The organism is Streptomyces sp. NPDC057424 (assembly GCF_042803315.1).
In the GTDB taxonomy this organism is placed as follows: Bacteria; Actinomycetota; Actinomycetes; order Streptomycetales; family Streptomycetaceae; genus Streptomyces.
Genome location: NZ_JBHVCP010000002.1, coordinates 176,689 through 202,220 on the forward strand (window position 1 = coordinate 176,689; position 25,532 = coordinate 202,220).

At 70.9% G+C, this 25,532-nt stretch carries 23 protein-coding genes and 1 pseudogene; 9 read left to right on the forward strand and 15 right to left on the reverse strand.

The features are described from left to right. Positions 1-164: 164 nt before the first annotated feature. The 12 genes from ACFU3E_RS02995 to ACFU3E_RS03050 form a co-directional block, all read right to left on the reverse strand. Positions 165-557: a YccF domain-containing protein gene (locus tag ACFU3E_RS02995; RefSeq protein WP_142160641.1), complete on the reverse strand. Its 393-nt coding sequence runs from the start codon at positions 555-557 to the stop codon at positions 165-167. Continuing rightward, positions 554-1,417: a zinc metalloprotease HtpX gene (gene htpX, locus ACFU3E_RS03000; protein WP_031141231.1), complete on the reverse strand. Its 864-nt coding sequence runs from the start codon at positions 1,415-1,417 to the stop codon at positions 554-556. The genes ACFU3E_RS02995 and htpX overlap by 4 nt, the downstream gene beginning before the upstream one ends. 252 nt (positions 1,418-1,669) lie before the next feature. Beyond that, entirely contained in the window at positions 1,670-3,193 is a 1,524-nt protein-coding gene (locus ACFU3E_RS03005) for an NADH-quinone oxidoreductase subunit N (RefSeq protein WP_384151032.1), read from the reverse strand. Continuing rightward, positions 3,190-4,764: a NuoM family protein gene (locus ACFU3E_RS03010; protein WP_384151035.1), complete on the reverse strand. Its 1,575-nt coding sequence runs from the start codon at positions 4,762-4,764 to the stop codon at positions 3,190-3,192. The genes ACFU3E_RS03005 and ACFU3E_RS03010 overlap by 4 nt, the downstream gene beginning before the upstream one ends. A 6-nt stretch (positions 4,765-4,770) precedes the next feature. After that, positions 4,771-6,765 carry an NADH-quinone oxidoreductase subunit L gene (locus tag ACFU3E_RS03015; protein ID WP_384151038.1) on the reverse strand — a complete coding sequence of 665 codons (1,995 nt, stop codon included), beginning with the start codon at positions 6,763-6,765 and terminating at the stop codon, positions 4,771-4,773. Next, complete coding sequence (nuoK, locus tag ACFU3E_RS03020) at positions 6,762-7,160, reverse strand: NADH-quinone oxidoreductase subunit NuoK (RefSeq protein WP_384151041.1); 399 nt, start codon at positions 7,158-7,160, stop codon at positions 6,762-6,764. Before nuoK ends, ACFU3E_RS03015 begins: the two co-directional genes overlap by 4 nt. Continuing rightward, positions 7,160-7,831 (reverse strand): NADH-quinone oxidoreductase subunit J, encoded by a 672-nt coding sequence (locus tag ACFU3E_RS03025; RefSeq protein WP_384151044.1) that lies wholly within the window; start codon positions 7,829-7,831, stop codon positions 7,160-7,162. Before ACFU3E_RS03025 ends, nuoK begins: the two co-directional genes overlap by 1 nt. Next, positions 7,828-8,553, reverse strand: a complete 726-nt coding sequence (locus ACFU3E_RS03030; protein ID WP_384151047.1) for a NuoI/complex I 23 kDa subunit family protein — start codon at positions 8,551-8,553, stop codon at positions 7,828-7,830. The genes ACFU3E_RS03025 and ACFU3E_RS03030 overlap by 4 nt, the downstream gene beginning before the upstream one ends. A 2-nt stretch (positions 8,554-8,555) precedes the next feature. Beyond that, complete coding sequence (locus ACFU3E_RS03035) at positions 8,556-9,524, reverse strand: NADH-quinone oxidoreductase subunit H (protein WP_384151050.1); 969 nt, start codon at positions 9,522-9,524, stop codon at positions 8,556-8,558. After that, positions 9,521-11,164, reverse strand: a complete 1,644-nt coding sequence (locus ACFU3E_RS03040; protein ID WP_384151054.1) for an NADH-quinone oxidoreductase subunit C — start codon at positions 11,162-11,164, stop codon at positions 9,521-9,523. Before ACFU3E_RS03040 ends, ACFU3E_RS03035 begins: the two co-directional genes overlap by 4 nt. Next, positions 11,161-11,787: an NADH-quinone oxidoreductase subunit B gene (locus tag ACFU3E_RS03045; protein WP_384151057.1), complete on the reverse strand. Its 627-nt coding sequence runs from the start codon at positions 11,785-11,787 to the stop codon at positions 11,161-11,163. Before ACFU3E_RS03045 ends, ACFU3E_RS03040 begins: the two co-directional genes overlap by 4 nt. After that, on the reverse strand, positions 11,778-12,185 hold the full coding sequence (locus ACFU3E_RS03050; protein ID WP_010041427.1) for an NADH-quinone oxidoreductase subunit A: 408 nt from the start codon (positions 12,183-12,185) through the stop codon (positions 11,778-11,780). The genes ACFU3E_RS03045 and ACFU3E_RS03050 overlap by 10 nt, the downstream gene beginning before the upstream one ends. Positions 12,186-12,410: 225 nt before the next feature. On the opposite strand from ACFU3E_RS03050, the gene ACFU3E_RS03055 reads away from it, so the two are divergent. The 5 genes from ACFU3E_RS03055 to ACFU3E_RS03075 all read left to right on the forward strand — a co-directional run bounded on the left by ACFU3E_RS03055 (position 12,411) and on the right by ACFU3E_RS03075 (position 19,156). Further along, a complete protein-coding gene (locus tag ACFU3E_RS03055; RefSeq protein ID WP_384151062.1) occupies positions 12,411-13,625 on the forward strand; it encodes a sensor histidine kinase in 1,215 nt (404 codons plus the stop codon). 110 nt (positions 13,626-13,735) lie between these two features. Next, positions 13,736-15,097 (forward strand): sensor histidine kinase, encoded by a 1,362-nt coding sequence (locus tag ACFU3E_RS03060; protein ID WP_384151065.1) that lies wholly within the window; start codon positions 13,736-13,738, stop codon positions 15,095-15,097. A 226-nt stretch (positions 15,098-15,323) separates the two neighbouring features. After that, positions 15,324-15,995, forward strand: a complete 672-nt coding sequence (locus ACFU3E_RS03065) for a LuxR C-terminal-related transcriptional regulator (protein WP_384151068.1) — start codon at positions 15,324-15,326, stop codon at positions 15,993-15,995. A 160-nt stretch (positions 15,996-16,155) separates the two neighbouring features. After that, positions 16,156-18,084 (forward strand): 2-oxoacid:acceptor oxidoreductase subunit alpha, encoded by a 1,929-nt coding sequence (locus ACFU3E_RS03070; RefSeq protein WP_384151071.1) that lies wholly within the window; start codon positions 16,156-16,158, stop codon positions 18,082-18,084. After that, complete coding sequence (locus ACFU3E_RS03075) at positions 18,077-19,156, forward strand: 2-oxoacid:ferredoxin oxidoreductase subunit beta (protein WP_384151074.1); 1,080 nt, start codon at positions 18,077-18,079, stop codon at positions 19,154-19,156. The genes ACFU3E_RS03070 and ACFU3E_RS03075 overlap by 8 nt, the downstream gene beginning before the upstream one ends. Positions 19,157-19,193: 37 nt before the next feature. Here the strand turns inward: ACFU3E_RS03075 and ACFU3E_RS03080 are convergent, their stop codons facing one another. Then, positions 19,194-19,574: a winged helix-turn-helix transcriptional regulator gene (locus ACFU3E_RS03080; protein WP_384151077.1), complete on the reverse strand. Its 381-nt coding sequence runs from the start codon at positions 19,572-19,574 to the stop codon at positions 19,194-19,196. Positions 19,575-19,664: 90 nt separating this feature from the next. Between ACFU3E_RS03080 and ACFU3E_RS03085 the strand changes: the two genes are divergently transcribed. Both ACFU3E_RS03085 and rarD read left to right on the forward strand, forming a co-directional pair. Further along, a complete protein-coding gene (locus ACFU3E_RS03085) occupies positions 19,665-20,519 on the forward strand; it encodes an SDR family oxidoreductase (protein ID WP_384151080.1) in 855 nt (284 codons plus the stop codon). Positions 20,520-20,652: 133 nt separating this feature from the next. Next, positions 20,653-21,666, forward strand: a complete 1,014-nt coding sequence (gene rarD / locus ACFU3E_RS03090) for an EamA family transporter RarD (protein WP_384151083.1) — start codon at positions 20,653-20,655, stop codon at positions 21,664-21,666. Between the two features lie 80 nt (positions 21,667-21,746). On the opposite strand, the pseudogene ACFU3E_RS03095 reads toward rarD, so the two are convergent. Both ACFU3E_RS03095 and ACFU3E_RS03100 read right to left on the reverse strand, forming a co-directional pair. After that, a pseudogene (locus ACFU3E_RS03095) lies at positions 21,747-22,901 on the reverse strand (MFS transporter); the annotation flags it as partial. A 175-nt stretch (positions 22,902-23,076) separates the two neighbouring features. Further along, positions 23,077-23,697 (reverse strand): CGNR zinc finger domain-containing protein, encoded by a 621-nt coding sequence (locus tag ACFU3E_RS03100; RefSeq protein ID WP_384151085.1) that lies wholly within the window; start codon positions 23,695-23,697, stop codon positions 23,077-23,079. A 21-nt stretch (positions 23,698-23,718) separates the two neighbouring features. Between ACFU3E_RS03100 and ACFU3E_RS03105 the strand changes: the two genes are divergently transcribed. Beyond that, the gene (locus tag ACFU3E_RS03105) at positions 23,719-24,192 is read left to right on the forward strand and encodes a VOC family protein (RefSeq protein WP_384151088.1); all 474 of its coding nucleotides are present in this window, start codon (positions 23,719-23,721) and stop codon (positions 24,190-24,192) included. A 152-nt stretch (positions 24,193-24,344) separates the two neighbouring features. Next, the gene (locus ACFU3E_RS03110; protein WP_384151091.1) at positions 24,345-25,295 is read left to right on the forward strand and encodes a M28 family metallopeptidase; all 951 of its coding nucleotides are present in this window, start codon (positions 24,345-24,347) and stop codon (positions 25,293-25,295) included. Positions 25,296-25,532: the final 237 nt, after the last annotated feature.

A 25,532-nucleotide genomic window follows, 5' to 3' on the forward strand; every position in this document is an offset into this window, starting at 1 on the left:
GCGACGGACCGGTCCCCGGGCAGGTGTTGTGGGTCTCGGACGTCACTCGGGTCGGCAACTGCTCGATCGCGGTCATGGGTCCATCATGCAGGCCGCCGCCGGCAGCCGGGCGGGCCTGTGGATAACCACTGACCTGTGGAAATCAGAGGAGCGTCGCGCCTCCGTCAGCGCACCGCGAAGGGCTCGTCGGTCCGCACGATGTCCCGGCCGAGCGGGAGCAACGACACCGGAATGAGCTTGAAGTTGGCGATGCCCAGCGGGATGCCGATGATCGTGACGCACAGGGCGATGCCGGTGGCGATGTGGCCGAGGGCGAGCCACCAGCCCGCGAGTACCAGCCACAGCACGTTGCCCACGCAGGACGGCGCGCCCGCGTCATGACGCTCGATCGTGGTGTACCCGAAGGGCCACAGGGCGTAGACGCCGATGCGGAAGGCCGCGATGCCGAACGGGATCCCGATGATGGTGATGCAGAGGAGCAGGCCCGCGAGCATGTAGGCGAGGAACAGCCAGAAGCCGCTCAGGACGAGCCATATGACGTTGAGAATGGTCCTCACTGATTCCCACCTGCCATCTTCTCGAGCCGGGCGATGCGTTCCGCCATCGGCGGGTGTGTGGAGAACATCTTGGAGAGGCCCTGGCCGGGCCGAAACGGGTTCGCGATCATCATGTGGCTGGCGGTCTCGATGCGTGGCTCGGGCGGCAGCGGGAGCTGCTTCGTGCCGAGTTCGAGCTTGCGCAGGGCGCTGGCCAGGGCGAGCGGATCGCCGGTGAGCTGGGCGCCGGAGGCGTCCGCCTGATACTCCCGGGAGCGGCTGACGGCCAGTTGGATGAGCGAGGCGGCGAGCGGGCCCAGGAGCATGATCAGCAGCATGCCGAGCAGGCCGGGGCCGTCATCGTCGTCCGAGCGTCCGATGGGGATCAGCCAGGCGAAGTTGACCAGGAACATGATGACGGAGGCCAGGGCGCCGGCGACCGACGAGATGAGGATGTCGCGGTTGTAGACGTGGCTGAGTTCGTGGCCGATGACGCCGCGGAGCTCGCGCTCGTCCAGCAGGCGCAGGATGCCGTCGGTGCAGCACACGGCGGCGTTGCGCGGGTTGCGGCCCGTGGCGAAGGCGTTGGGTGCCTCCGTCGGTGAGATGTACAGGCGCGGCATGGGCTGGCGGGCCTGGGTGGAGAGCTCGCGGACCATGCGGTAGAGCGCCGGCGCCTCGAACTCGCTCACCGGGCGGGCGCGCATCGCGCGTAGCGCCAGTTTGTCGCTGTTCCAGTACGCGTACGCGTTGGTGGCCAGTGCTACCAGGACGGCGATGACGAGCCCCATGCGGCCGAAGAAGCTGCCGATGACGATGATGAGTGCGGACAGTCCTCCCAGGAGGATCGCTGTCCTGAGCCCGTTGTGCCGGCGGTGCACGGTACGCCCTCCAAGTGGTGCGGCAGGGGACCCTTGCTTGCTGAATCTGCGGTGCCACTGGTGCCGCGATCTCACGTCCAGTGGACCCTCCCGTACTGGTCAACGCCAGGCGGGAGGCTCAAGTTCCCTTGTGTGCGCAGCGGCGGGTGTGGACCGTCCGGGTGACGGCGACGGGAAGCGGCACGCGCGCGTGGGAGCGAGTGCCCCACGCGCGCGGTGCAAGCGGCCGGTCTTCTGGCAGGCCCGGTCTGTTCAGAAGAGCCCGGTGTCTGTGAAGCGCAGGACCAGCTGGGGCGCGCCGGACAGGACGATGCCGAGGACGCCGGTCAGGGCGATCGCGGCGGTGACCGGGCCGGGAACGCGGTGCTTCTCGGGTTCGCCCTCGGGGGCGCGGAAGAGCAGGGCCGTCCACTGGAGGTAGTAGAAGAGCGCGATGACGACGTTGACGGCCATGACCACGGCCAGCCAGCCGAGGCCGGCGTCGACGGCCGCCGCGAAGACGGTGACCTTGGCGAAGAGGCCGATGATGCCCGGCGGCAGCCCTGCGAGGCACAGCAGGAAGAAGGCCAGGAGCAGCGCCGACAAGGGGCTGGAGGCGTACAGGCCGCGGTAGTCGGCGACACGGTTGAGGGACTTCGTCCGGCCCACAAGGGCGGCCACGGCGAAGGCGCCGAGGTTCACGGCGCCGTACATCAGGGCGTAGGCGACCGTGGAGCCGATCGACTTCTCGGCGTCCCCGGAGTAGGCAGCGGCGGCGATCGGCACCAGGAGGTAGCCGGCCTGGCCGACGGAGGACCAGGCGAGCAGGCGTACCGCGCTGTACGCGCGCGTGGCCTGCTGGCGCAGGGCTCCGGCGTTGCCCACGGTCATGGTGAGCACGGCCAGGGCAGCCAGAGCCGGGCCCCATACGTCGGCGTACGACGGGAGTGCCACGACGGTGATGAGGATCAGGCCGCTGAAGCCGACCGCCTTGCCGATGACCGACAGGTAGGCCGCGATCGGCAGGGGCGCTCCCACGTAGGTGTCGGGCACCCAGAAGTGGAAGGGCACGGCGGCCGTCTTGAAGGCGAAGCCGACGAGGGTGAGGACGACGCCGGTCTGGGCGAGTGTGTGGAACTGCCCGCCGACATCCTGGATACGGTCGGCGATCTGGGTGAGGTAGAGGGTGCCCGTGGTGGCGTACACGAAGCTGACGCCCATCAGGCTGACCGCGGTCGCCGTGACCGAGGACAGAAAGAACTTCAGGGCCGCTTCGGAGGACTTCCGGTCGCCGTACCGCAGGCCGACCAGCGCGAAGGCGGGCAGGGAGGCGACCTCCAGGGCGACGATCAGCGTCGCGAGGTCGCGGGAGGCGGGCAGGAGAGCGGCGCCGGCGGCGGAGGACAGCAGCAGGAACCAGTACTCGCCTTCGGGGAGCTCCTTGCGGGAGTCCTTCAGGGCGGTGACCGACAGGAGGGCGGAGAGCAGGGCGCCACCCAGTACCAGGAACTGGATGACCAGGGTGAAGCGGTCGGCCGTATAGCTGCACACAGCGGCGTCGCCGGTCAGGCAGAAGGTACTGCGGTCGCCGTTCAGCAGGGGCAGCAGCATCACCGTGGCGGCGGCCAGGCCTGCCACCGACGCCCAGCCGAGCAGGGCCTTGCGGTGCTCGGCGACGAACAGGTCGGCGACCAGGACCACGAGTGCGACGACCGCCGCGATGGTGGGGGGCGCGATCGCCAGCCAGTCGACGGACTGGACCAGCGACGCGGCCAGGGGCTGGGCCGGGGAGCTCATCGGGTGCCTCCTGCGAGGAGCTGCTGGACGGCCGGGTCGCTCAGGCCGAGGAGAGCCTTGGGCCACAGACCCGCGACGACGGTGAGGACGACGAGCGGGGTCCACGCCGCGAACTCGTACGAGCGGACGTCGGTGAGCCGGGGGGCGTCCTGAGACAGAGCGCCCATGCAGACGCGCCGGACCACGACGAGCAGGTACGCGGCCGTCAGCAGCGTGCCGAACGCGCCGATCGCCATGAAGGTGAGGAAGGCGGCGCGGTTGAGGCCCTCGGCGGGCTGGAACGCGCCGAACAGGGCCAGCATCTCGCCCCAGAAGCCGGCCAGTCCCGGCAGGCCGAGCGAGGCGACCGCGGCGAAGGCGAGCAGGCCGCCGAGACGCGGGGCCCTGCCGTAGAGCGCGGCTCCGGTCTCCTCGGCGAGGGTGTCGAGGTCGGTGGTTCCGGTGCGGTCCTTCAGCGCCCCGACCAGGAAGAAGAGCAGGCCGGTGATGAGGCCGTGGGCGATGTTGGCGAAGAGGGCGCCGTTCACGCCGGTCGGGGTCATCGTCGAGATGCCGAGCAGCACGAAGCCCATGTGGCCGACGGAGGAGTAGGCGATGAGGCGCTTGAGGTCGCCCTTCGCTCCCTGCTTGGCGAGGGCCAGGCAGGCCAGCGATCCGTAGATGATGCCGACGACGGCGAGGGCGGCGAGGTAGGGCGCGAAGGTGCGGAACCCGTCCGGTGCGATGGGAAGCAGAATCCGGACGAACCCGTATGTACCCATCTTCAGCAGGACGCCGGCCAGGAGGACGGAGCCGACGGTCGGCGCGGCGGTGTGGGCGTCGGGCAGCCAGCTGTGCAGCGGCCACATCGGCGTCTTCACAGCGAGCCCGATCCCGATCGCCAGAACGGCGATGAGCTGCACGGATGTGGTCAGAGACCGGCCGTTGTCAGTGGCGAGTGCCATCATGTCGAACGTGCCCGCCTTGATCCCGATCAGGAGCAGGCCGAGCAGCATGACCACGGAGCCGAGCAGCGTGTAGAGGATGAACCGCCAGGCGGCCTGGCTCCGGCCCTCGCCGCCCCAGCGGGCGATGAGGAAGTACATCGGGATGAGGACCATCTCGAAGGCCAGGAAGAACAGCACCAGGTCGAGGACGGCGAAGGTCGCGAGTGTGCCGGACTCGAGGACGAGCAGCAGGGCCACGAAGGCCTTCGGGGTCGGGCCCGCGGGCATCTTGAAGTACGAGTAGAGCGCGCAGAGGAAGGTCAGCAGCGCCGTCAGGACCAGAAGGGGGAGAGAGATGCCGTCGATGCCGAGGTGGACACGTACGTCGAGTGCGGGGATCCAGCTGATGTCGGTGCTGGCCTGCATCTTCGACGGCTGGTCGTGGTCGAAGCCGAGCGCGAGGACGATCGCCGCGACGAGGACGGCACCGGTGACGGTGACCCCGTGCCGGAGCACCGCCTGCTCGGGTGACTTCCCCTTCAGCCCGGGCGGGGCCGGCAGAAGAGCCGCGGCGGCGCCGAGGAGCGGGCCGACTACGACGAACGCCAGAACGAACTGCATCACGGACTCGCTGATATCGATCACGCCTGCTCACGCTCCCGTGGCGACGAGGACGGCGGCGACCGCGAGGACGACGGTGCCGGCGAGCAGCGCGCTCACATAGGTCTGGACGTTGCCGGTCTGGGCACGCCGTACGGCGGCGCCGAGCCAGCGGGGCAGTGCACCCGCACCGCGTACGTAGGTCTCGACGACCTCGCGGTCGAGGAACCGGACGAGGCTCGCTCCGGCCTGGACGGGCCGCACGAAGAGAGCCGTGTACACGGCGTCCAGGTGGAAGCCGGCCGCCGCGTGCCGGTGCAGGGGGCCGAGCAGCAGTTGCCCCGGATCGGCCGGGTCCGGCGCGTACGCGATGTCCCCGTAGGCGGGCTTGTGGCTGGCGATGGCCTCGGCCTCGACCTGAGCGGCGTCGCCCTCGGGGTGGGCCGCGACCGCACCCAGGGGGGCTCCGGCGGTGAGCGCGGTGGTGTGCCGCCAAGCGGCGTAGGTGACGATGCCGCCGACCAGAGCCACACCCGTACCGAGCACGGAGGTGGTGAGGGTCGGGGTGAGGTCACGGCCGTCGAACCAGTCGGGCAGCAGGCGGAACGCGAACCCGCCGAGGGCCAGGGACGGGACGGCGAGCACCCACAGCACGACGGTCATCGTCAGCGGCTGCCTGCCGTGGTCCGGGGCTTCGATGCCGCGACCCCGGAAGGCCAGCAGCCACAGGCGCATCGCGTAGGCGGCGGTGAGCACGGCCGTGACGAGACCGGCGACGAGGACGACCCAGCCCGCGGCGGCGGGGGCGTGCTCGGTGTGTCCGGTGACGACGTGCTCGGCCACGCCGAGAACGGCCTCCTTGGTGAAGAAGCCGCTGAACGGCGGAATCGCGGCGAGCGCGAGCAGCGCCACGGTCATCGTCCAGTAGGCGTCGGGGATGCGTTCGCGCAGGTTCCGCATGCGGGACATCGCGGCGAGCGAGTTGGTGCCGACGGCGTGGATGATCACGCCCGCGGCGAGGAACAGCAGCGCCTTGAAGGCGCCGTGGGACAGGAGGTGGAACACGGCGGCACCGCGGTCGCCGACGGCGAGTGCACCGGTCATGTAGCCGAGCTGGCCGATCGTCGAGTAGGCGAGGACGCGCTTGATGTCGTCCTGGGCGAGCGCGGCGAGCGCCGAGCCGGTCATCGTGACGGCGGCCATGACGGCCAGGACGACCATCGCGGCCTGGGACGCCTCGAAGACCGGGAGGAGACGGGCGATGAAGTAGACACCGGCGGCGACCATCGTCGCGGCGTGGATCAGCGCGGAGACGGGAGTCGGGCCCGCCATCGCGTCGGGGAGCCAGGTGTGCAGCGGGAACTGCGCCGACTTGCCCGCCACGCCCGCCAGGAGCAGCAGGGCGACCAGCGTCGGGTGGTCGAGCCCGCCGCTCGCGACGGTGCCGAGGATCCGGGTGATGCGGAACGAACCGGCGTCGGTGGCCAGGGCGAACAGGCCGATGAGGAAGGGGACGTCGCCGAGCTTGGTGACCAGGAAGGCCTTGAGGGAGGCGGCCCGGGCCTCCGGTGTCTCCCAGTAGTGGCCGACGAGGAAGTAGGAGCAGATGCCCATGACTTCCCAGCCGACCAGCAGCACGATCAGGTCGCCGGAGTAGACGACCAGGAGCATCGCGGAGGTGAACAGCGAGACGAGGGCGGCGTAGGAGGGGTAGCGCGGGTCGTGCCGCAGATAGCCCGTCGAGTAGATCTGCACGCAGGAGGCGACCAGGCCGACCAGGACCGCGACGAGGGCGGCGAAGCCGTCGATGTGCAGGGCGAGCTCGATCGGGACCGAGCCGGTGGGGGTGAGTTCCGTGGCCGAGTCGACGGCCGCGTCGCCGCCCTGGCGTACGGCGACGAGTGCGGCGAGCACCAGGGAGGTGAGCGTCGGCAGGACGGCGAGCGGGCGGACGAAGCCCGGTGCCGTGCGGCCGAGGAGCAGACCGGCGGCGGCGCCGAGGAACGGAAGGAGGGGGACGAGGACGGCGAGGGTGGTCGTGGTCACGCGGTGGCCTCAGCCTTCTGGGCCTCGTCGGACTGCTCGGCCGTGCGGGCGTCGTGGTCGGGGTCGTCGGGGTCGTGCCGTTCGGCGGTGTCGCGGAGCTTGTCGATGTCCGAGGTGCCGCGGTTGCGGTGCACGGCGAGGACGATCGCCAGGCCGATGCCGATCTCGGCGGCGGCGATGGCGATGGTGAACAAGGTCAGGGCCTGGCCGGAGTGGAGGGTTTCCTCGGCGCTCCTGCTGAGCCAGACGTCGAAGGCGACGAGGTTGAGGTTGACGGCGTTGAGCATCAGCTCGACCGACATCAGGACCAGGATCGCGTTGCGGCGGGCGAGGACGCCGTACAGGCCCGTGCAGAAGAGGAGGGCGGAGAGCACGACGGGATAGGCGAGGTGCATCAACGGGCCCCTTCCCGCTCGGAACTCTCTGTGACCATTCGAGAACTCCTGGTGGCGTCCGGGGCGTTCACGGGGGGAGAGCTCGACTCCGCCTTCGCCTTGCGGGACAGGACGATCGCGCCGACGAGGGCGGCGAGGAGGAGGACGGAGAGGGCCTCGAAGGGCAGGACCCAGTTCTGGAAGAGGCTCGCGCCGGTGGCCTCGGTGGAGCCGGCGGCGGGGCCGTCGAGGTCGATCCAAGTCGTGCGGACCGCGTCGACGACGACCCAGACCAGGGCGACGGCAGCGGCGACCGCGACGGCGAGGGCGGCCCAGCGGTTGCCGGAGTCGGCTTCCGGGGAGCGGCCGATGGGGGCCCTGGTGAGCATCAGACCGAACAGGAGGAGGACGACGACGGATCCGACATAGATGAGGACCTGTACCCAGGCGATGAACTCGGCGGTGAGCAGGAGGTATTCGACGGCGAGGCCGCCGAGGGTGACCACCAGCCACAGGGCGGCGTGGACCAGCTGCCGGGTGGTGACCGTGACGAGGGCGGCGCCGAAGGTGACCAGGCCGACCAGCAGGAAGGCGACCTCGACGCCGGTCGGGGAGAGAAAGCCGTGGGTTTCGGCGGCGGCCCCGGTGCTCGGACCCGTCGCGAGGAGGGCGGCGGTTGCGGCGAGGGTCATTCCGATCCCTCCTGCCCCGGCTCGGGGTGATCCGCCGGCGGGTGACCCGGCGTCGGGTAACCCGGCCTCGGGGGATCCGGCCTCGGGGGATCCGGCTCTGGCTGGTCGGTCTGCTGCTTGGAGTCGCCCTGCGGCCGCGTGGGCTGTTCGGCGGCGCGGGCCTGCTCGTCGGCGTGGGGTTCGGTGGCCGGCGGGGCCTGCTGGGCGGCCAGCTTGTCGGCGGTCTTGCGGGCCGTGACGAGTTCCTTCGGTTCCTCCGCGCCGGGGTCGAGGGCCGGCGGGGCCGGGACGGTCCACATCCACTCGCGGAGCTTGTCGCGCTCGTGGGTGAGGTCGCGGATGTCGGTCTCGGCGTACTCGAACTCAGGGGACCAGAACAGCGCGTCGAAAGGACAGACCTCGATGCAGATACCGCAGTACATGCACAGGGAGAAGTCGATGGCGAAGCGGTCGAGGACGTTGCGGCTGCGCTCCCGGCCGCCCGGGGCCGCCGCCGGGACCGTCTCCTTGTGGGAGTCGATGTAGATGCACCAGTCCGGACATTCGCGGGCGCACAGCATGCAGACCGTGCAGTTCTCCTCGAACAGGCCGATCACACCGCGGGTGCGGGGCGGGAGGTCGGGCTGGGCGTCCGGGTACTGCGCGGTGACGGACTTCTTCGTCATCGTGCGGAGGGTGACGGCCAGGCCCTTGGCGAGGCCACTGCCAGGAATGGGGGCCATGGTTACTGGATCACCACCTTGACGATGCCGGTGAGGGCGATCTGGGCGAGGGAGAGGGGGACGAGGAGGGTCCAGGAGAGCTTCTGGAGCTGGTCCTCGCGCAGGCGGGGGTAGGTCACGCGCAGCCAGATCACGAGGAAGGCGAGGACCGCGGCCTTCAGCAGGGTCCAGACCCAGCCGAGGCCGTCGGCGCCCCAGGGGCCGTGCCAGCCGCCCAGGAAGAGGACGGTGGTCAAGCCGCACAGAACGACGATTCCGGCGTACTCGGCGAGGAGGAAGAGAGCGAAACGGAGGCCGGTGTACTCGGTGTAGGCACCGAAGATGATCTCCGAGTCGGCGACGGGCATGTCGAAGGGCGGGCGCTGGAGTTCGGCGAGGCCGGCCACGAAGAAGACGATCGCGCCGACGATCTGCCAGGGCAGCCACCACCACTCGAAGGCGTCGAGGATGCCGGGGAGGGAGACGGTGCCGGCCGCCATCGCCACGGAGGCGGCGGTCAGGAGCATCGGCAGTTCGTAGGCGAGGAGCTGGGCGGCCGTGCGCAGGCCTCCGAGCAGGGAGAACTTGTTCGCGGACGCCCAGCCGGCCATGAGTGAGCCGAGGACGCCGACGCCCATGACGGCCAGGACGAAGAAGACGCCCGCGTCGATGACCTGGCCGACGGCTCCCTCGCCGGGGCCGATGGGAATGGCGAGCAGGACGAGGAGGTACGGCAGAAGGGCGACGGCGGGGGCCAGTTGGAAGATCCGGCGGTCGGCTCCCGCGGGGACGACGTCCTCCTTCTGCGCGAACTTCACGCCGTCGGCGATCAGCTGGGCCCAGCCGTGGAAGCCGCCGGCGTACATGGGACCGAGGCGGCCCTGCATGTGGGCCATCACCTTGTGTTCGGTCTGGCCAATGATCAGGGGGAAGGTGAGGAAGACGACGAAGACGACCAGGAGTCGCAGGGCGACGTCGAGCACGTCGTTCACTGCGGGCCTCCTGCGGGATCCTCGGGGCTGTCAGTCGACTCGGCGTTGTCGTCCGTGGGCTTCGCTTTGTCGTCCGTGGACTCGGCGTTGTCGTCCGTGGGCTTCGCGTTGTCGTCCGTGGACTCGGCGTTGTCGTCCGTGTGTTTCGGATTGTTCGCCGTGTCTGGCGGGGCCGGGGTGTCGGAGCTCTCGGAGGTGTCCGGGCTCCCGGAGGTATGTGAGGACTCCGGGCTGTCCGCGGGCTCGGGGGTCTCCGGCCCACCCTGCGTCCCTGGTGCCGGCAACTGCGCTGCCTCCGGTGACGGTTCGGGTGCCGGTTCGTCGAAGGCCGGGCGGGCGTGGTGCCAGGGGGCGTCCGAGCTGCGAGGGCTGCTCGAAGTCCCGCCCGGCCGGCTGCCGCCACGGTCGGCCCCGGTCCTCTGGCTCGCGCTGCCCTCCGATGCGCTGCGCGCCCGGCGCGGCCCAGCCGAGGCAGTCGATGAGCCGGCCCCGGTGGCCGGCGGCTCGGAACCGGTCGTCGGCGTCCCGGAGTCGGGGGTCGCGTCCCCGGAGCCGGTCGCCGGCGTCGCTGGTCCGGTCGCCGCTGCTCCCGAACCAGGGGTGGCGGACTCGGAGTCCGGTTCCGGGGACGCCGGGCCGCTGGGCTGCTGACTGGCCGACCCCTGCGACGCCGAGCGGTTGCGCCGCGGCCCGGCCGATGCCGGTGTGGTCGGCCCGCCTGGGGTGGACTGGCTCGCCGAACCCTCTGTGGCAGAGCGCAGACGCCGCTCCGCAGCCGGAGCCTTCGCACCAGCGGCAGACTGACTCGCAGCACCCTCCTCCGCCGAACGCGCATGCCCTGGAGCAGCCGGCGCCTCCGCACCAGTCGCCGGACCCGCCGTACCGGCAGCCGGGGTCCCCGAACCAGCAGCCGGAGTCTCCGAACCGGCAGCTGACTGGCTCGCGGAGCCCTCCGATGCCGAGCGGGTCCGGCGTACCGGGCGTTCTCCCGCAGGGCGTGCCGCACCTCGGGCGGGGCGTTCGCCGGCGGCGCGGCCCGCGCCACGGGCAGGTCGGGCGGGGGCCGGAGGGAGCTGGCCCTTGAGAGGACCCCATTCGTTGGGGTCGGGGACGCCGGGCGGCAGCATCTGGCGGCGCTTGGGGCCGCCGTGTTCCGACTCGCCCGGCTCCTTCGCGCCGGGCCAGGCCTTGGCGACGCGGGCGGCCAGGACGAAGTCCTTGCGCAGGGGGTGGCCTTCGAAGTTCTCGGGCAGGAGCAGGTGGTCCAGCGCCGGGTGGCCCTCGAAGGTGATGCCGAACATCTCGTACGTCTCGCGTTCGTGCCAGGCGGCGCCCGCGTAGACGTCGACCGCCGAGGGCAGGGCGGCGGCCTCGTGCGGGACGGTCGTACGCAGGAGGAGGCGTCGTACGGGCGAGAGGGCGGCGACGTGTGCCATGACGCGGAAGCCCGTGCCCGGTTCGTCGACCGCGCTCAGCCAGTCGAAGTACGTGCAGCCGAGCCGGTCGCGGGCGGTCTCCAGGGCGGTGATCCAGGTGGCGGGAGGTACGTCGACCGTCAGGACCTCGTAGGACTCCTCGGCCGTTGCGTCCGTGCCGAAGAGCTCCTCGGCGCCGGCGGGCAGCCAGCCGACGGCGGTCATCGTGCCTCCCCCGGCGTCGGGCCGGAGCCCGGGGCGGGGACCGGAGGCTGCACCAGGCCGCTCTGCAGCGCCGCCGCCGAAGGACGCCCCGCCCCGCTGCCGTACCGCTCCCCCAGTGATTCGCGGGCGATCTTCTCCTGGAGCTTGAGAATGCCCTGGAGCAGCGCCTCGGGCCGGGGCGGGCAGCCGGGGACGTAGACGTCGACGGGGATGATCTGGTCGACGCCCTTGGTGACGGAGTACGAGTCCCAGTAGGGGCCGCCGCAGTTGCTGCACGCGCCGAAGGAGATGACGTACTTCGGCTCCGGCATCTGCTCGTAGAGGCGTTTGACGGCCGGGGCCATCTTGTCCGTGACGGTGCCGGAGACCACCATCAGGTCGGCCTGGCGCGGGCCCGGGGCGAACGGGATCACGCCGAGCCGGATGAAGTCGTGGCGGGCCATCGACGCGGCGATGAACTCGATCGCGCAGCAGGCGAGGCCGAAGTTGAAGACCCAGAGCGAGTAACGGCGACCCCAGTTGAGGATCACCTTCATCGGCTCGGGGGCCAGGCGGGCCAGGGCGCCGAGCCGCTTGGGCTCGGGCAGCAGAACAGGCTCGGACACCGAGGGGTTCACGTCCATGCCAGGACGCCCTTCTTGTATGCGTAGAGCAGGCCGACGGCCAGGAAGCCGAGGAAGATGAACATCTCGACCAGGGTCGTCGCGCCGTAGCCGGGGGCGGCGAAGACGGTCGCCCAGGGGAACAGGAAGATCGAGTCGACGGCGAAGATCACGTAGAGGAAGGCGTACACGTAGTAGCGGACCTGGGTGTGGGCCCAGCCCTCGCCGACGGGGTCGACGCCGCACTCGTACGTCAGGAGCTTCTCGGGGGTGGGGACCACGGGCCGGAGCAGGCGGCCGGCCCCGAAGGCGACGGCGACGAACAGCACACCGACCACGGCGAGCAGTCCGACGACCGAATAGGACTGGAAGTAGTCCGCCGCGACGACGGTCGTGGTGACGACGGTCGGTTCCGGCACGTCCGTCCCTCGCTCCCTGAAACTCGGACCTGGATCCTGCGACGATGCTGCGGCTCTCTGGGATGCCGCCGTTCGACGATCTGTACGCACGGGAGTCTAGGCCCTGATAAAGGCAGGGTAAGCAGCCCGTCACGACCCGGCATGCGGGGGGGTGGGGTTTTCCTCAGTCGATCCTGGCGGTCCACCTCATGGCGCCGTCGCCCGCCGCCGGGCACGCTAGCGCATATGACCCAACGCATCCCGTCCTCGGGGACGACGGCGGCCCGGGCGGCCGCCGGGCCGGACGACCGTCCGCCACCGGCCCGGCTCGCCTATGGCCGGCACACCTGGAAGGAGATCGCGCACCTGCTGGCCAACCTGCCGGTGGCGCTGCTCGGTTTCACCTATGTCGTGACGGTGCTGTCCATCGGTTTCGGGCTGACCGTCACAGTGATCGGGTTCCCGCTGCTCGCGGCCGGACTCGTGGGCGCGCGGCAGTTGGGCAGGATGGAGCGGGCGCGGGCCAGGGCGTTGCTCGGGGTGTGGATCGAGGAGCCGAGCCGGCTGCGGCTGCGCGGCGGGGGCGGCTTCTTCCAGCGGCTGTGGATGCAGCTGAAGGACCCGGTGGGCTGGCGCACGGCGCTGTACGAGTTCATCCGGCTGCCGTGGGGCGTGCTCACCTTCACCGTCACGCTGGCCTCGCTGTTCGTGCTGTGGCCGGTGCTGCCGTTCATAGCCCGGGGGCTGGCCAACGCCGACCGGGCCATGGTGCGGGCGCTGCTGTCCCCCTCCGACGAACTGGAGCGGCGGATCGCGGAGCTGGAGTCGGACCGGGGGGTCGTGGTGGACACGGCCGCGGCCGACCTGCGGCGCATCGAGCGGGATCTGCACGACGGGGCGCAGGCGCGGCTGGTCAATCTGGCGATGGGGCTCGGCCTGGCCAAGGAGAAGGTGCTGGAGGATCCCGACGCGGCGGCGGCGATGGTCGAGGAGGCGCACGGCGAGGTGAAGCTGGCGTTGCAGGAGTTGCGGGATCTGGCGCGCGGCATCCACCCGGCGGTCCTGACCGACCGCGGTCTGGACGCGGCCCTGTCCTCGGTCGCCTCGCGCTGCACGGTCCCGGTGAAGGTGACGGTCGATCTGCCGCAGCGGCCGGCCGCGGCCATCGAGGGCATCGCCTACTTCACGGTCTCGGAGCTGCTGCAGAACGTCAGCAAGCACAGCGGGGCGAGGTCGGCCTCCGTGGATGTGTGGCGGAACAGCACCCGGCTGCTCATTCAGGTGTGGGACGACGGGGGCGGGGGCGCGAGCCTCGACGGCGGTACGGGGATGAAGGGCCTGGCGGACCGGCTGGACGCCGTCGACGGGCTGTTCGTCCTGGAGTCGCCCGCGGGCGGCCCGACGACGGTCACGGCGGAACTGCCGTGGCGCGAGCGTGACCGGTCCGGGGCCCCGGGGTAGGGAAAACCCCCCGGCCAAGACGCCGACGGACTCCATGGTCCGCCGACCTGCGGCGGAGCAGGGTGGAGGTACGAGAGCACAGCCGCGGGACGAGGAGAAGGACGGCGCCGATGGCCACGGAGTACGGACAGGGGTACGGGCTGGACAGCGGGCCCGGGTTCCCGGGGAGCACCGAACGGCGGCACCGGCTGCCGGCCGCGCTGCGGGCGCCGGTCGAGCTCCGCACCTGGCTCGAGCTCGCCCATGTGCTGCTGAGCCTGCCGATCAGCATCCTGCTGTTCACGTACGCGGTCACCATGGTGTCGCTGGGGGCGGGACTGCTGGTCACGTTCCTCGGCATACCGGTGCTGGCGGCGGCGCTCGCCGGGTGCCGCGGCTTCGGGGCGCTGGAGCGGATGCGGGCGCGGGGGCTGCTGGGCATGGAGGTGGCCGAGCCGGAGCCGCTGCGGAGGAACAAGCCGGGCGCGATGGCGTGGATGGGGGCCGTTCTCAAGAGCGGCGCCTCGTGGCGGGCCCTGCTGTACGCGGTGCTGCATCTGCCGTGGGCGGTGTTCTCGTTCGTCGTCGCCGTGAACGTGTGGGTGCTGGGCTGGGCGCTGCTGACGTATCCGCTGTGGTGCTGGGTGTTCCCGGTGTACGCCGGTCAGGAAGGGATCCAGCTCTACGGCGACGAGACGCACCGGATCTACCTCGACAACCCCTTCGAGATCACGGTGACCGCGCTGGTGGGTCTGCTGTTCACGATCGCCACGCCGTGGATCGTGCGGGCGCTGACGATGGTGGACCGGCTGCTGGTGCACGGGCTGCTCGGGCCGTCGCGGCTGGCCTCGAGGGTGGTGGAGCTGGAGTCGGGCCGGGGGGTCGTGGTGGACACGGCGGCTGCCGACCTGCGGCGCATCGAGCGGGATCTGCACGACGGGGCGCAGGCCCGGCTGGTGGCGCTGGCCATGGACCTGGGTCTGGCGAAGGAGAAGCTGCAGGAGGACCCGCGGGCGGCCGCGCGGATGGTGGACGAGGCGCACGGCGAGGTGAAGACGGCGCTGCAGGAGCTGCGGGACCTGGCCCGGGGGATCCACCCGGCGGTCCTGACGGACCGGGGGCTGGACGCGGCGCTGTCGGCGGTGGCGTCGCGGTGCACGGTGCCGGTGCAGGTCGAGGTCGACCTGGCGCAGCGGCCGGCGCCGGCCATCGAGGGGATCGCGTACTTCACGGTGTCGGAGCTGCTGCAGAACGTCAGCAAGCACGCGCGGGCCACGTGGGCGGGCGTCGAGGTGTGGCGGACGGCTAACCGGCTGATGCTGCAGGTCGTGGACAACGGCAGGGGCGGGGCCGACGTGTCCCAGGGGTCCGGTCTCGCGGGGCTGGCGGACCGGCTGGACGCGGTGGACGGGATCCTGGTGGTGGACTCGCCGGCGGGCGGGCCGACCCGGGTGACCGCGGAGTTGCCGTGGCGGGGGGAGCACGTGCGCTGACCTTCGCGGGGGCTCGGCTCCCGCGAGCTGTGACGGGGCCAGGGGTCTTCGCCTCTGGCCTCAGGGCTTCCCTCCACCACCCGATCGCACCCGATCGGCCAGTCAAGAAGCCGGTCCCGTCCCCATGGAACCCCGGACCCTGAAATGCTGGACCCGTCGCACGGGTGGGCGCGGAGCCGTTGTGGGCCGCGGACGGGCGGCATCGGGCTGTGGGGGGCCGGACATCGTGGAGGACAGGGTGCGGGTGGTCATCGCCGAGGATTCAGTGCTGCTCAGGGAGGGCCTGACCCGGCTGCTGACCGACCGCGGGCACGACGTCGTCGCCGGTGTCGGTGACGGCGAGGCACTGATCAAGACCATCACGGAGCTGGACGAGCAGGGCGAGCTGCCGGACGTGGTCGTGGCGGACGTGCGGATGCCGCCGACGCACACCGACGAGGGGGTGCGGGCGGCGGTGCGGTTGCGCAAGGCGCACCCGGGGCTCGGGGTGCTGGTGCTGTCGCAGTACGTGGAGGAGCGTTACGCCACGGAGCTGCTCGCGGGGTCCAGCCGGGGTGTCGGCTATCTGCTGAAGGACCGGGTGGCCGAGGTGCGGGAGTTCGTGGACGCGGTGGTGCGGGTGGCCGGGGGCGGTACGGCGCTCGACCCGGAGGTGGTCGCCCAGTTGCTGGGCCGCAGCCGCAAGCAGGACGTGCTGGCGGGGCTCACCCCGCGGGAGCGGGAGGTGCTGGGGCTGATGGCCGAGGGGCGGACGAACTCGGCGATCGCGCGGCAGCTCGTGGTCAGCGACGGGGCGGTCGAGAAGCACGTCAGCAACATCTTCCTGAAGCTGGGGCTGTCCCCGAGCGAGGGGGACCACCGCAGGGTGCTGGCCGTGCTGACGTACCTCAATTCCTGACGTTCGTAAATCCGGACAAGTCCGAACGCGTGATCATCCCCAAGTCGTGTCCAAGATGCGAATGACACAAAGATGGCGAGCGTTGCGGTCGTAGGGTTGATTTTGGGAGGGCCTACGGGAAGGCCCATCCCGGACAGCCGCCTCGAGGAGGTCCAGTTCAGTGACCAGCCAGGTCAGTAGCCCAGCGGAGCAGGCCGACGGAGCAGTCGTAGGAGAGCAGCGCAAAGCGGCGGGTGCGAAGGACGTCCGTCGCCTCGACCGGGTGATCATCAGGTTCGCGGGGGACTCGGGTGACGGTATGCAGCTCACCGGTGACCGTTTCACCTCGGAGACCGCGTCGTTCGGCAACGACCTGTCGACGCTGCCGAACTTCCCGGCCGAGATCAGGGCTCCCGCCGGGACCCTGCCGGGTGTGTCGTCCTTCCAGTTGCACTTCGCCGACCACGACATCCTCACGCCCGGTGACGCGCCGAACGTGCTGGTGGCGATGAACCCGGCGGCACTGAAGGCGAACATCGGCGACCTGCCGCGCGGCGCCGAGGTGATCGTCAACACGGACGAGTTCACCAAGCGGGCGATGCAGAAGGTCGGCTACGAGACCAGTCCTTTGGAGGACGGGTCGCTGGACGGCTACCACCTGCACCCCGTGCCGTTGACCACGCTCACGGTCGAGGCACTCAAGGAGTTCGACCTCAGCCGCAAGGAGGCCGAGCGCAGCAAGAACATGTTCGCGCTGGGCCTGCTGAGCTGGATGTACCACCGGCCCACCGAGGGTACGGAGAAGTTCCTCAGGTCGAAGTTCGCGAAGAAGCCCGACATCGCGGCGGCGAACATCGCCGCGTTCCGGGCCGGGTGGAACTTCGGCGAGACCACCGAGGACTTCGCCGTCTCCTACGAGGTCGCCCCGGCGGCGACGGCGTTCCCGCCGGGCATCTACCGCAACATCTCCGGCAACCTCGCCCTGTCGTACGGGCTGGTCGCGGCGAGCCGGCAGGCGGATCTGCCGCTGTACCTGGGGTCGTACCCGATCACTCCGGCCTCGGACATCCTGCACGAGCTGAGCAGGCACAAGAACTTCGGGGTGCGGACCTTCCAGGCGGAGGACGAGATCGCCGGCATCGGGGCGGCGCTGGGCGCGGCCTTCGGCGGTTCGCTGGCCGTGACCACGACGAGCGGCCCGGGTGTGGCGCTGAAGTCCGAGACCATCGGTCTCGCCGTCTCCCTGGAGCTGCCGCTGCTGATCGTGGACATCCAGCGCGGCGGGCCGTCGACGGGTCTGCCCACCAAGACCGAGCAGGCGGATCTGCTGCAGGCGATGTACGGGCGCAACGGTGAGGCCCCGGTTCCGGTGGTCGCGCCGCGCACGCCGGCGGACTGCTTCGACGCCGCGCTGGAGGCGGCGCGGATCGCGCTGACCTACCGCACGCCGGTGTTCCTGCTGTCCGACGGCTACCTGGCCAACGGCTCCGAGCCCTGGCGGATCCCGGACATCGAGGAGCTGCCGGACCTGCGGGTGCAGTTCGCGCAGGGACCGAACCACACGCTGGACGACGGCTCCGAGGTGTTCTGGCCGTACAAGCGGGACCCGCAGACGCTGGCCCGCCCGTGGGCGATCCCGGGCACGCCGGGTCTGGAGCACCGGATCGGCGGCATCGAGAAGGAGGACGGCACGGGCAACATCTCCTACGCCCCGGCCAACCACGACTTCATGGTGCGCACCCGGCAGGCGAAGGTGGACGGCATCGACGTCCCGGACCTCGAGGTCGACGATCCGCACGAGGCCAGGACGCTGGTCCTCGGCTGGGGGTCGACGTACGGGCCGATCACGGCGGCGGTGCGGCGGCTGCGCAGAGCCGGGGAGTCCGTCGCGCAGGCGCATCTGCGCCATCTCAACCCCTTCCCGCGGAATCTGGGCTCTGTGCTGGAGCGTTACGACAAGGTGGTGATCCCCGAGATGAACCTCGGGCAGCTCGCCACGCTCATCCGGGCGAAGTACCTGGTCGACGCCCGCTCGTACAACCAGGTCAACGGCATGCCGTTCAAGGCGGAGCAGCTCGCCGCGGCTCTGAAGGAGGCCATCGATGGCTGAGACGTCCACGACAGGCACCCGCACCGTCGAGGCGCTGTCCCTGGTCCCCAAGGCCGAGGGCAGACAGTCGATGAAGGACTTCAAGTCCGACCAGGAAGTGCGCTGGTGCCCCGGCTGCGGCGACTACGCCATCCTCGCGGCGGTGCAGGGCTTCATGCCCGAGCTGGGGCTGGCGAAGGAGAACATCGTCTTCGTCTCGGGCATCGGCTGTTCCTCCCGCTTCCCGTACTACATGAACACGTACGGGATGCACTCCATCCACGGCCGCGCTCCCGCCATCGCCACCGGGCTGGCCAGCTCCCGCCGGGACCTGTCGGTGTGGGTCGTCACCGGGGACGGCGACGCGCTCTCCATCGGCGGCAACCACCTGATCCACGCGCTGCGCCGGAACGTCAACCTCAAGATTCTGCTGTTCAACAACCGGATCTACGGTCTGACCAAGGGCCAGTACTCGCCGACCTCCGAGGTCGGGAAGATCACGAAGTCGACGCCGATGGGCTCGCTGGACGCGCCGTTCAACCCGGTGTCGCTGGCGATCGGCGCGGAGGCGTCGTTCGTGGCGCGGACGGTGGACTCCGACCGCAAGCATCTGACGGAGGTGCTGCGCCAGGCCTCCGCCCATCAGGGCACGGCTCTGATCGAGATCTACCAGAACTGCAACATCTTCAACGACGGCGCCTTCGACGCCCTGAAGGACAAGCAGCAGGCCGAGGAGGCCGTGATCCGGCTGGAGCACGGCAAGCCGATCCGTTTCGGCAGCGATCTGGCCAAGGGCGTCGTCCGGGATCCGCTGACCGGTGACCTGAAGGTGGTCGCGGTGACGCCGGACAACGAGGACCAGGTGCTCGTCCACGACGCGCACTCCCCGTCCCCGACCACGGCGTTCGCGCTGTCCCGGCTCGCCGACCCGGACACCCTGCACCACACGCCGATCGGAATCCTGCGCTCGGTCGGCCGGCCCGTCTACGACACGCAGATGTCCGACCAGCTGGACACCGCGATCGAGCAGCACGGCAAGGGCGACCTGGGCGCGCTGCTGGCGGGCGGCGACACCTGGACCGTCGTCGGCTGAGCTGCGGCAGACGTCTCCCGAGGCCCGGGACCGCCCTTCACGAGGCGGCCCGGGCCTCGTCGTACGCGCGGCGCGCCCGCTCCACGTCGTCCATGCGCCGGTGCGTCCACCGCGCGAGGGCCCGGACCTGCTCGGCGGCCTCGCGTCCCAGGCCGGTGAGGGAGTAGTCGACGCGCGGCGGGATGACCGGCTGGGCGTCACGGTGGACGAGCCCGTCCCGCTCCAGGGTCTGGAGCGTCTGCGTGAGCATCTTCTCGCTGACCGCCCGGCCTCCCGATCCGCTGATGGCCCGGCGCAGCTCGCTGAACCGGAGGGGGTGGTCCAGGAGCTCGATGAGGACGAGCACGCCCCAGCGGCTGGTCATGTGCTCCAGGACCAGCCGGTGCGGGCAGAGGGCTTCCTTCGCACTTACCGCCATGCCAGTACCTTACTTCAAAGTGGGTACTATCCAAAAGTTAGCGCTCGCCTTAGGGTTAGTGTCAACGCACCCCACAAGGAGAGTCTCACCATGAGCATCGTCGTCACCGGAGCCACCGGACACCTCGGCCGTCACGTCGTGGAACAGCTGCTGGAGAAGGTCCCCGCCGAGCAGATCACCGCGGTCGTGCGCAACGCGGAGAAGGCCGCCGACTTCGCCGACCGCGGTGTGAAGATCGCCCTCGCCGACTACAACACCCCCGCCTCCTTCGACGGCCTCTTCTCCGCCGGCGACAGAGTGCTGCTGGTCTCCGGCAACGAGTTCGACAAGGGCCGTGTGCAGCAGCACAAGGTCGTCATCGACGCCGCCAAGGCCGCCGGCGTCGCCCTGCTCGCCTACACCAGCGCCCCCGGCACCCTGACCGCCGCACTCGCCGACGACCACCGCGGCACCGAGGAGATCCTGCTGGACTCCGGCGTTCCCTACGCACTGCTGCGCAACGGCTGGTACCACGAGAACTACACCGAGAACCTCGCCCCGGTACTGGAGCACAACGCGGTCGTCGCCGCCGCCGGCGAGGGCAAGCTCTCCTCCGCCTCCCGCGCCGACTACGCCGCTGCCGCCGTCGCCGTGCTGACGGGCGAGGGGCACGAGAACAAGACGTACGAGCTGGGTGGCGACACCGCGTTCGGCTTCGCCGAGTACGCGGCCGAGCTGAGCCGGCAGACCGGCAGGGAGATCGTCTACAACGCCGTCTCCCCCGAAGTCCTCGTCGGCATCCTGACCGGCGCGGGCCTGCCCGAGCCGTTCGCCCAGATCCTCGCGGGCGTGGACGTCTCCATCGAGAAGGGCGAGCTGGTCGTCTCCACGGGCGACCTGTCCCGCCTGACCGGCCGCCCGACCACTCCGTTCCCCGAGGCCATCGCCGCCGCGCTCAAGGGCTGAACTCCCCCGTCGGGTCCTTGAGTGCCACGCCCCCGGACTGTCATGACCGTATGCCGATACGGGCATGACATCCGGGGGCGCCCGGCGTTACCGTCGTGCACGCGGACACACGCCAGGCGCGAAGGAGGGGCCCGTGACCGGCAAGCCGAGGGGTGAGCGGCACATAGGACTGCTGAACGGCTTCGCGGCCTACGGGATGTGGGGGCTCGTCCCCCTGTTCTGGCCCCTGCTGAAACCGGCCGGCGCGGTGGAGATCCTGGCCCACCGGATGGTGTGGTCGCTGGTCTTCGTGGGCGCCGCCCTGCTGGTGCTGCGCCGCTGGGCCTGGGCCGGTGAGCTGCTGCGGCAGCCCCGCAAGCTGGCGCTGATCACGGTCGCCGCGGCGGTCATCACCGTCAACTGGGGCCTGTACATCTGGTCCGTGAACTCCGGGCACGTCGTCGAGGCCTCGCTCGGGTACTTCATCAACCCGCTGGTCACCATCGCGATGGGCGTGCTGCTGCTGAAGGAGCGGCTGCGGCCGGTGCAGTGGGCGGCGGTCGGGACCGGCTGCGCCGCGGTCGTCGTACTGACCATCGGTTACGGCCGGCCCCCGTGGATCTCGCTGAGCCTCGCCCTCACCTTCGCCACCTACGGGCTGGTGAAGAAGAAGGTGGGCCTCGGCGGCGTCGAGTCGCTGGCCGCGGAGACCGCGATCCAGTTCCTGCCCGCGCTGGCCTTCCTGGTGTGGCTTTCCGCGCGGGGCGACTCCACCTTCGCCGCCGAGGGCGCGGGGCACGCGGCGCTGCTCGCCTCGGCCGGCATCGTCACCGCGCTCCCCCTGGTCTGCTTCGGCGCGGCCGCCATCCGCGTGCCCCTGTCCACCATCGGCCTGCTGCAGTACTCGACGCCGGTCATCCAGTTCCTGCTCGGCGTCCTCTACTTCCACGAGGAGATGCCGCCGGAGCGCTGGGCCGGCTTCGCGTTGGTGTGGCTGGCGTTGACGTTGCTCACCTGGGACGCGTTGCGCACCGCCCGCCGGGCCTCCCGGACGCTCACCAGCGAGATCAGTGTGCCCAGCACCACCAGGGCGACCGGCACGGTCAGTGCCGCGCGGAACGCCGACAGCGTGGCCTCGGGGCCGGACCCGGTGGACGCCAGGCCGTAGACCGCGGTCACCGCCGAGATGCCGATCGCGGAGCCGAACTGGGTGGCGGTCGCCAGCAGCCCGCCTGCCAGGCCCTGCTCCGAGCCGGCCACCCCGTCCGTCGCCGCGATCGTCAACGGCCCGTAGGCCAGGGCGAACGCGAGGCCGGAGAGCAGCAGGGTCGGGAACATCATGGCGTAGGACCAGTCCATGCCGACCGGCAGGAACAGCGCGTACGCGGCCACGGCCAGGAGGAAACCGCCGGTGATCACCCGGGCGTTGCCGAAGCGGGTGACCAGTCTGGGTGTGAGCGTCGGAGCGAGGACGGCGTCGACGCCCATGACGACCAGGGCCACCGCCGTCTGCAGGGACGACCAGCCCCGCAGTTCCTGCAAGTAGAGCGTGACGACGAACTGGAAGCCGAAGAAGGCGCCGAGGAAGAGCAGCGCCCCCAGGTCGGCGCGCACGACCGGGCCCTGACGCAGCAGGCCGAGCCGGACGAGCGGGTCGGGGCAGCGGCGCTCGGCCGCGACGAAGGCGCCGGCCAGGAGCACGGCCGCGAGGCCCGAGGCCAGGGTGAGCGGCCAGTGGTGCAGGCCGTGCTCCAGGCGCACGACGGTGTAGGCGGCCAGCAGCATGGCGCCGGCGGCGGTGATCGCGCCGGGCAGGTCGAAGGTGCGCCGGCGCTTCGCCGGGGCGTCGCGCCGGGGGATCAGGCGTACGGCGGCGACGAGCAGGGCGGCGGCCATCAGGACGGGGGCGAAGAACACCCAGCGCCAGCCGATCTCGGTGAGCAGACCACCGATCACCAGGCCCAGGGAGAAGCCGGCCGCGCCCGTCCCGGCGAAGACCAGCAGGGCCTTGTTGCGCTGCGGGCCCTCCTCGTACGACGTGGTGATCAGGGAGAGCGCGGCCGGGGTCATGAACGCGGCGGCGATGCCCGTGACGAACCGGGCGACGATCAGCATCCAGCCGTCCGTCGCGAAGCCGCCGAGCCCCGAGAAGGCGAGGAAGACCGTCAGCCAGAGCAGCAACATCCGCCGCCGCCCGAGCAGGTCCGCGGCCCGGCCGCCCAGCAGGGTGAAGCCCGCGTAGCCGAGCACGTAGGCGCTCATCACCCAGGCCGCGGTGCCGGTGGCAAGGCCGAGATCGGCGCGGATGGCCGGGATCGCCACCGCCATCATCGCGACGTCGATGCCTTCGAGGAAGATCGTTCCGCACAGAACGAGCAGCAGCGCCCAGGCACGGGTGCCCATGAGTCAACAGTCCTCCGGTATCAGACGGATACGCAAGTGAGGGTCGGTTCCAGTGGGACACCCTGACATGGTCGCCGCTGGTCATCGCGCTGCTGGAGAACCGGCGGCCGGCACCGGGAGGAGATCGCGCGGGCCCGGACCGCGTACGACACCCGTGAGGCACAGGCGGCGGAGGCTACGGCTTCGCAGGTGCGTTACGGGCCCGGTGTGCCCGGACCTTCTCGCGGTTTCCGCAGTGCTCCATCACGCACCAGCGGCGGCCCGGGCGGGAGGTGTCGACGAAGACCAGGTGGCAGTTGCGGGCGCCGCACTCGCGGACGCGGTCGGCGCCGGGCCCGGTGAACAGGTCGATCGCGTCGCGGGCGACCGTGGAGAGCAGGTGGGTGCCGGTGGCGCCCGGGGCCCAGGCGCGGACGCCGTCGGGTTCGACGCGGGCGATCAACGGGGGCTCGGCCGCGGCGGCGTTCACGACGTCCAGGTGGGCGGCCTGCAGGGGGCGGCCGTGGGCGCGGTCGGCCGCGATCAGGAAGACGGCGTCGCGCAGGGTGCGTGCCCGCTCCAGTTCGACGGCGGAGACGGTGAGGTCCAGCCCCTCCGGCAGCCGGCTGCGCCCGGCCCAGGCGACCAGGTCGGACGGTTCGTGCAGCACCTCCCAGCGGGCCAAGGCCCCGGGGCCTCCCGTCACCGTCAGCTCCAGGCACAGGGTGCCGGGGTCGAAGCGGTACGGCCTGCCCTCGCCCGAGACCAGCGTCAGGCCGGGCGTCCGGTCCGGCGTTTCCCCTGCGCGTCCACTCACCTCACCAGTATCAGTGGTTACATGACGCAGCCATCCGCATCACCCGCTCCCGTGCACTGGAAACTGGTCATCGACGCGAACGACCCGCACGCGCAGGCCGGCTTCTGGGCCGCCGCCCTCCGGTACGAGGTCGAGGACAACAGCGCCCTCATCGGGAAGCTGCTCGGCTTCGGCGCCCTGCCGGAGGAGGCCACGGTCGACTTCCACGGCCGCCGCGCCTTCCGGGACCTGGTCGCCGTACGGCACCCCGAGGACCCGTTCGAGGAGGAGAGCGGGACCGGGCTGGGGCGCCGGCTGCTGTTCCAGCGGGTTCCGGAGGCGAAGACGGTCAAGAACCGGCTGCACCTCGATCTGCACCCGGGCGAGGGACGGCGCGACGAGGAGGTCGCACGACTGGAGGGGCTCGGGGCGAGCGCGCTGCGGCGGGTGAAGGAGCGGGGCGGCGAATGGGTCGTGATGGCGGACCCGGAGGGGAACGAGTTCTGCGTCCATTGACACGGCCGCCGGAGGGCCGCGTTCCGTAACGCCCTGGCCGAATCGGCACCTTGACGGAAAGTCAGTACCAGCTTCACCATCCAGGCACCCCATTCACTGTGGGCGGCCCGTGGACACCCCACGGGCTTCCCGACGGAATCCGGAGCCCCCACATGAAGCTCTCCGTTTCCGCGCGCGCCGTCGCCGCAGGCGGCATGGCAACAGCCATGCTCCTGACCGGCGGTGCCGTGGCCGACGCCGCGTCATCCGCTCCCTCCAGATCCGCCGCCGCGCCGGACATACCCGTGGCGAACGTCAAGACCCACCTGTCGCAGCTGCAGTCCATAGCCACCGCCAACGGCGGCAACCGGGCGCACGGCCGGGCCGGATACAAGGCCTCGCTCGACTACCTGAAGGCCAAGCTGGACGCGGCCGGATACACCACCACGATCCAGCAGTTCACCGCCTCCGGCCGCACCGGCTACAACCTGATCGCCGACTGGCCGGGCGGCGACGCGAACCAGGTCGTGATGGCCGGCTCGCACCTCGACAGCGTCTCCTCCGGGCCCGGCATCAACGACAACGGCTCCGGCTCGGCCGCCGTCCTGGAGACCGCCCTGGCCGTGTCCCGGGCGCAGTACAAGCCCGCCAAGCACCTGCGGTTCGCCTGGTGGGGCGCGGAGGAGCTCGGCCTGGTCGGCTCCCGCTACTACGTCAACCGGCTGACCACCGGCGACCGTTCGAGGATCAGCGCCTATCTGAACTTCGACATGATCGGCTCCCCGAACCCCGGCTACTTCGTCTACGACGACGACCCGGCGATCGAGAAGACCTTCAAGGACTACTTCGGCGGCATCGGCGTGCCGACCGAGATCGAGACCGAGGGCGACGGCCGCTCCGACCACGCGCCCTTCAAGAGCGCGGGCGTTCCGGTGGGCGGTCTGTTCACCGGGGCGAGCCGGACGATGACGTCGGCGCAGGCGGCCAAGTGGGGCGGGACGGCGGGGCGGGCCTTCGACCGCTGCTATCACTCGTCCTGCGACACCACCGCCAACATCAACGACACCGCCCTGAACCGCAACAGCGACGCCCTCGCCCACGCTGTGTGGGAGCTGTCGGATTGACATGCTCCTCGGGCTGAAGCCCGAGGATTCTGGCCTTCCCTGACTGGTTGCCGTGCCGCTACGCGGCACGGTTCCCGGCGGGGAGTCCGTGGCTTCCTGTTGCTTCGCGCTGGGCCGGGATTGCTCTGGGTTTGGGTCCGTCCACGGCGCGGCAGGTGGAGCAGGTCTGGGAGGTCGGTTCGAACCGGCCGATCTTCCCCCACTAGTGCCGCGGCAGGCAACGTTTGCCCGTCCAGG

Excerpts from the sequence above, each read along its gene's own strand:
- ACFU3E_RS03025 (WP_384151044.1), bottom strand. The coding sequence starts at position 7,831 with ATGACCCTCGCCGCAACCGCCGCCCTCCTCGCGACGGGTCCGAGCACC.
- ACFU3E_RS03080 (WP_384151077.1), bottom strand. The coding sequence starts at position 19,574 with ATGGCGGTAAGTGCGAAGGAAGCCCTCTGCCCGCACCGGCTGGTCCTG.
- ACFU3E_RS03030 (WP_384151047.1), bottom strand. The coding sequence starts at position 8,553 with ATGGCCCCCATTCCTGGCAGTGGCCTCGCCAAGGGCCTGGCCGTCACC.
- nuoK (WP_384151041.1), bottom strand. The coding sequence starts at position 7,160 with ATGCACCTCGCCTATCCCGTCGTGCTCTCCGCCCTCCTCTTCTGCACG.
- ACFU3E_RS03045 (WP_384151057.1), bottom strand. The coding sequence starts at position 11,787 with ATGGACGTGAACCCCTCGGTGTCCGAGCCTGTTCTGCTGCCCGAGCCC.
- ACFU3E_RS03060 (WP_384151065.1), top strand. The coding sequence starts at position 13,736 with ATGGCCACGGAGTACGGACAGGGGTACGGGCTGGACAGCGGGCCCGGG.
- ACFU3E_RS03110 (WP_384151091.1), top strand. The coding sequence starts at position 24,345 with ATGAAGCTCTCCGTTTCCGCGCGCGCCGTCGCCGCAGGCGGCATGGCA.
- ACFU3E_RS03105 (WP_384151088.1), top strand. The coding sequence starts at position 23,719 with ATGACGCAGCCATCCGCATCACCCGCTCCCGTGCACTGGAAACTGGTC.
- ACFU3E_RS03005 (WP_384151032.1), bottom strand. The coding sequence starts at position 3,193 with ATGAGCTCCCCGGCCCAGCCCCTGGCCGCGTCGCTGGTCCAGTCCGTC.
- ACFU3E_RS03075 (WP_384151074.1), top strand. The coding sequence starts at position 18,077 with ATGGCTGAGACGTCCACGACAGGCACCCGCACCGTCGAGGCGCTGTCC.
- ACFU3E_RS03040 (WP_384151054.1), bottom strand. The coding sequence starts at position 11,164 with ATGACCGCCGTCGGCTGGCTGCCCGCCGGCGCCGAGGAGCTCTTCGGC.
- ACFU3E_RS03085 (WP_384151080.1), top strand. The coding sequence starts at position 19,665 with ATGAGCATCGTCGTCACCGGAGCCACCGGACACCTCGGCCGTCACGTC.
- ACFU3E_RS03055 (WP_384151062.1), top strand. The coding sequence starts at position 12,411 with ATGACCCAACGCATCCCGTCCTCGGGGACGACGGCGGCCCGGGCGGCC.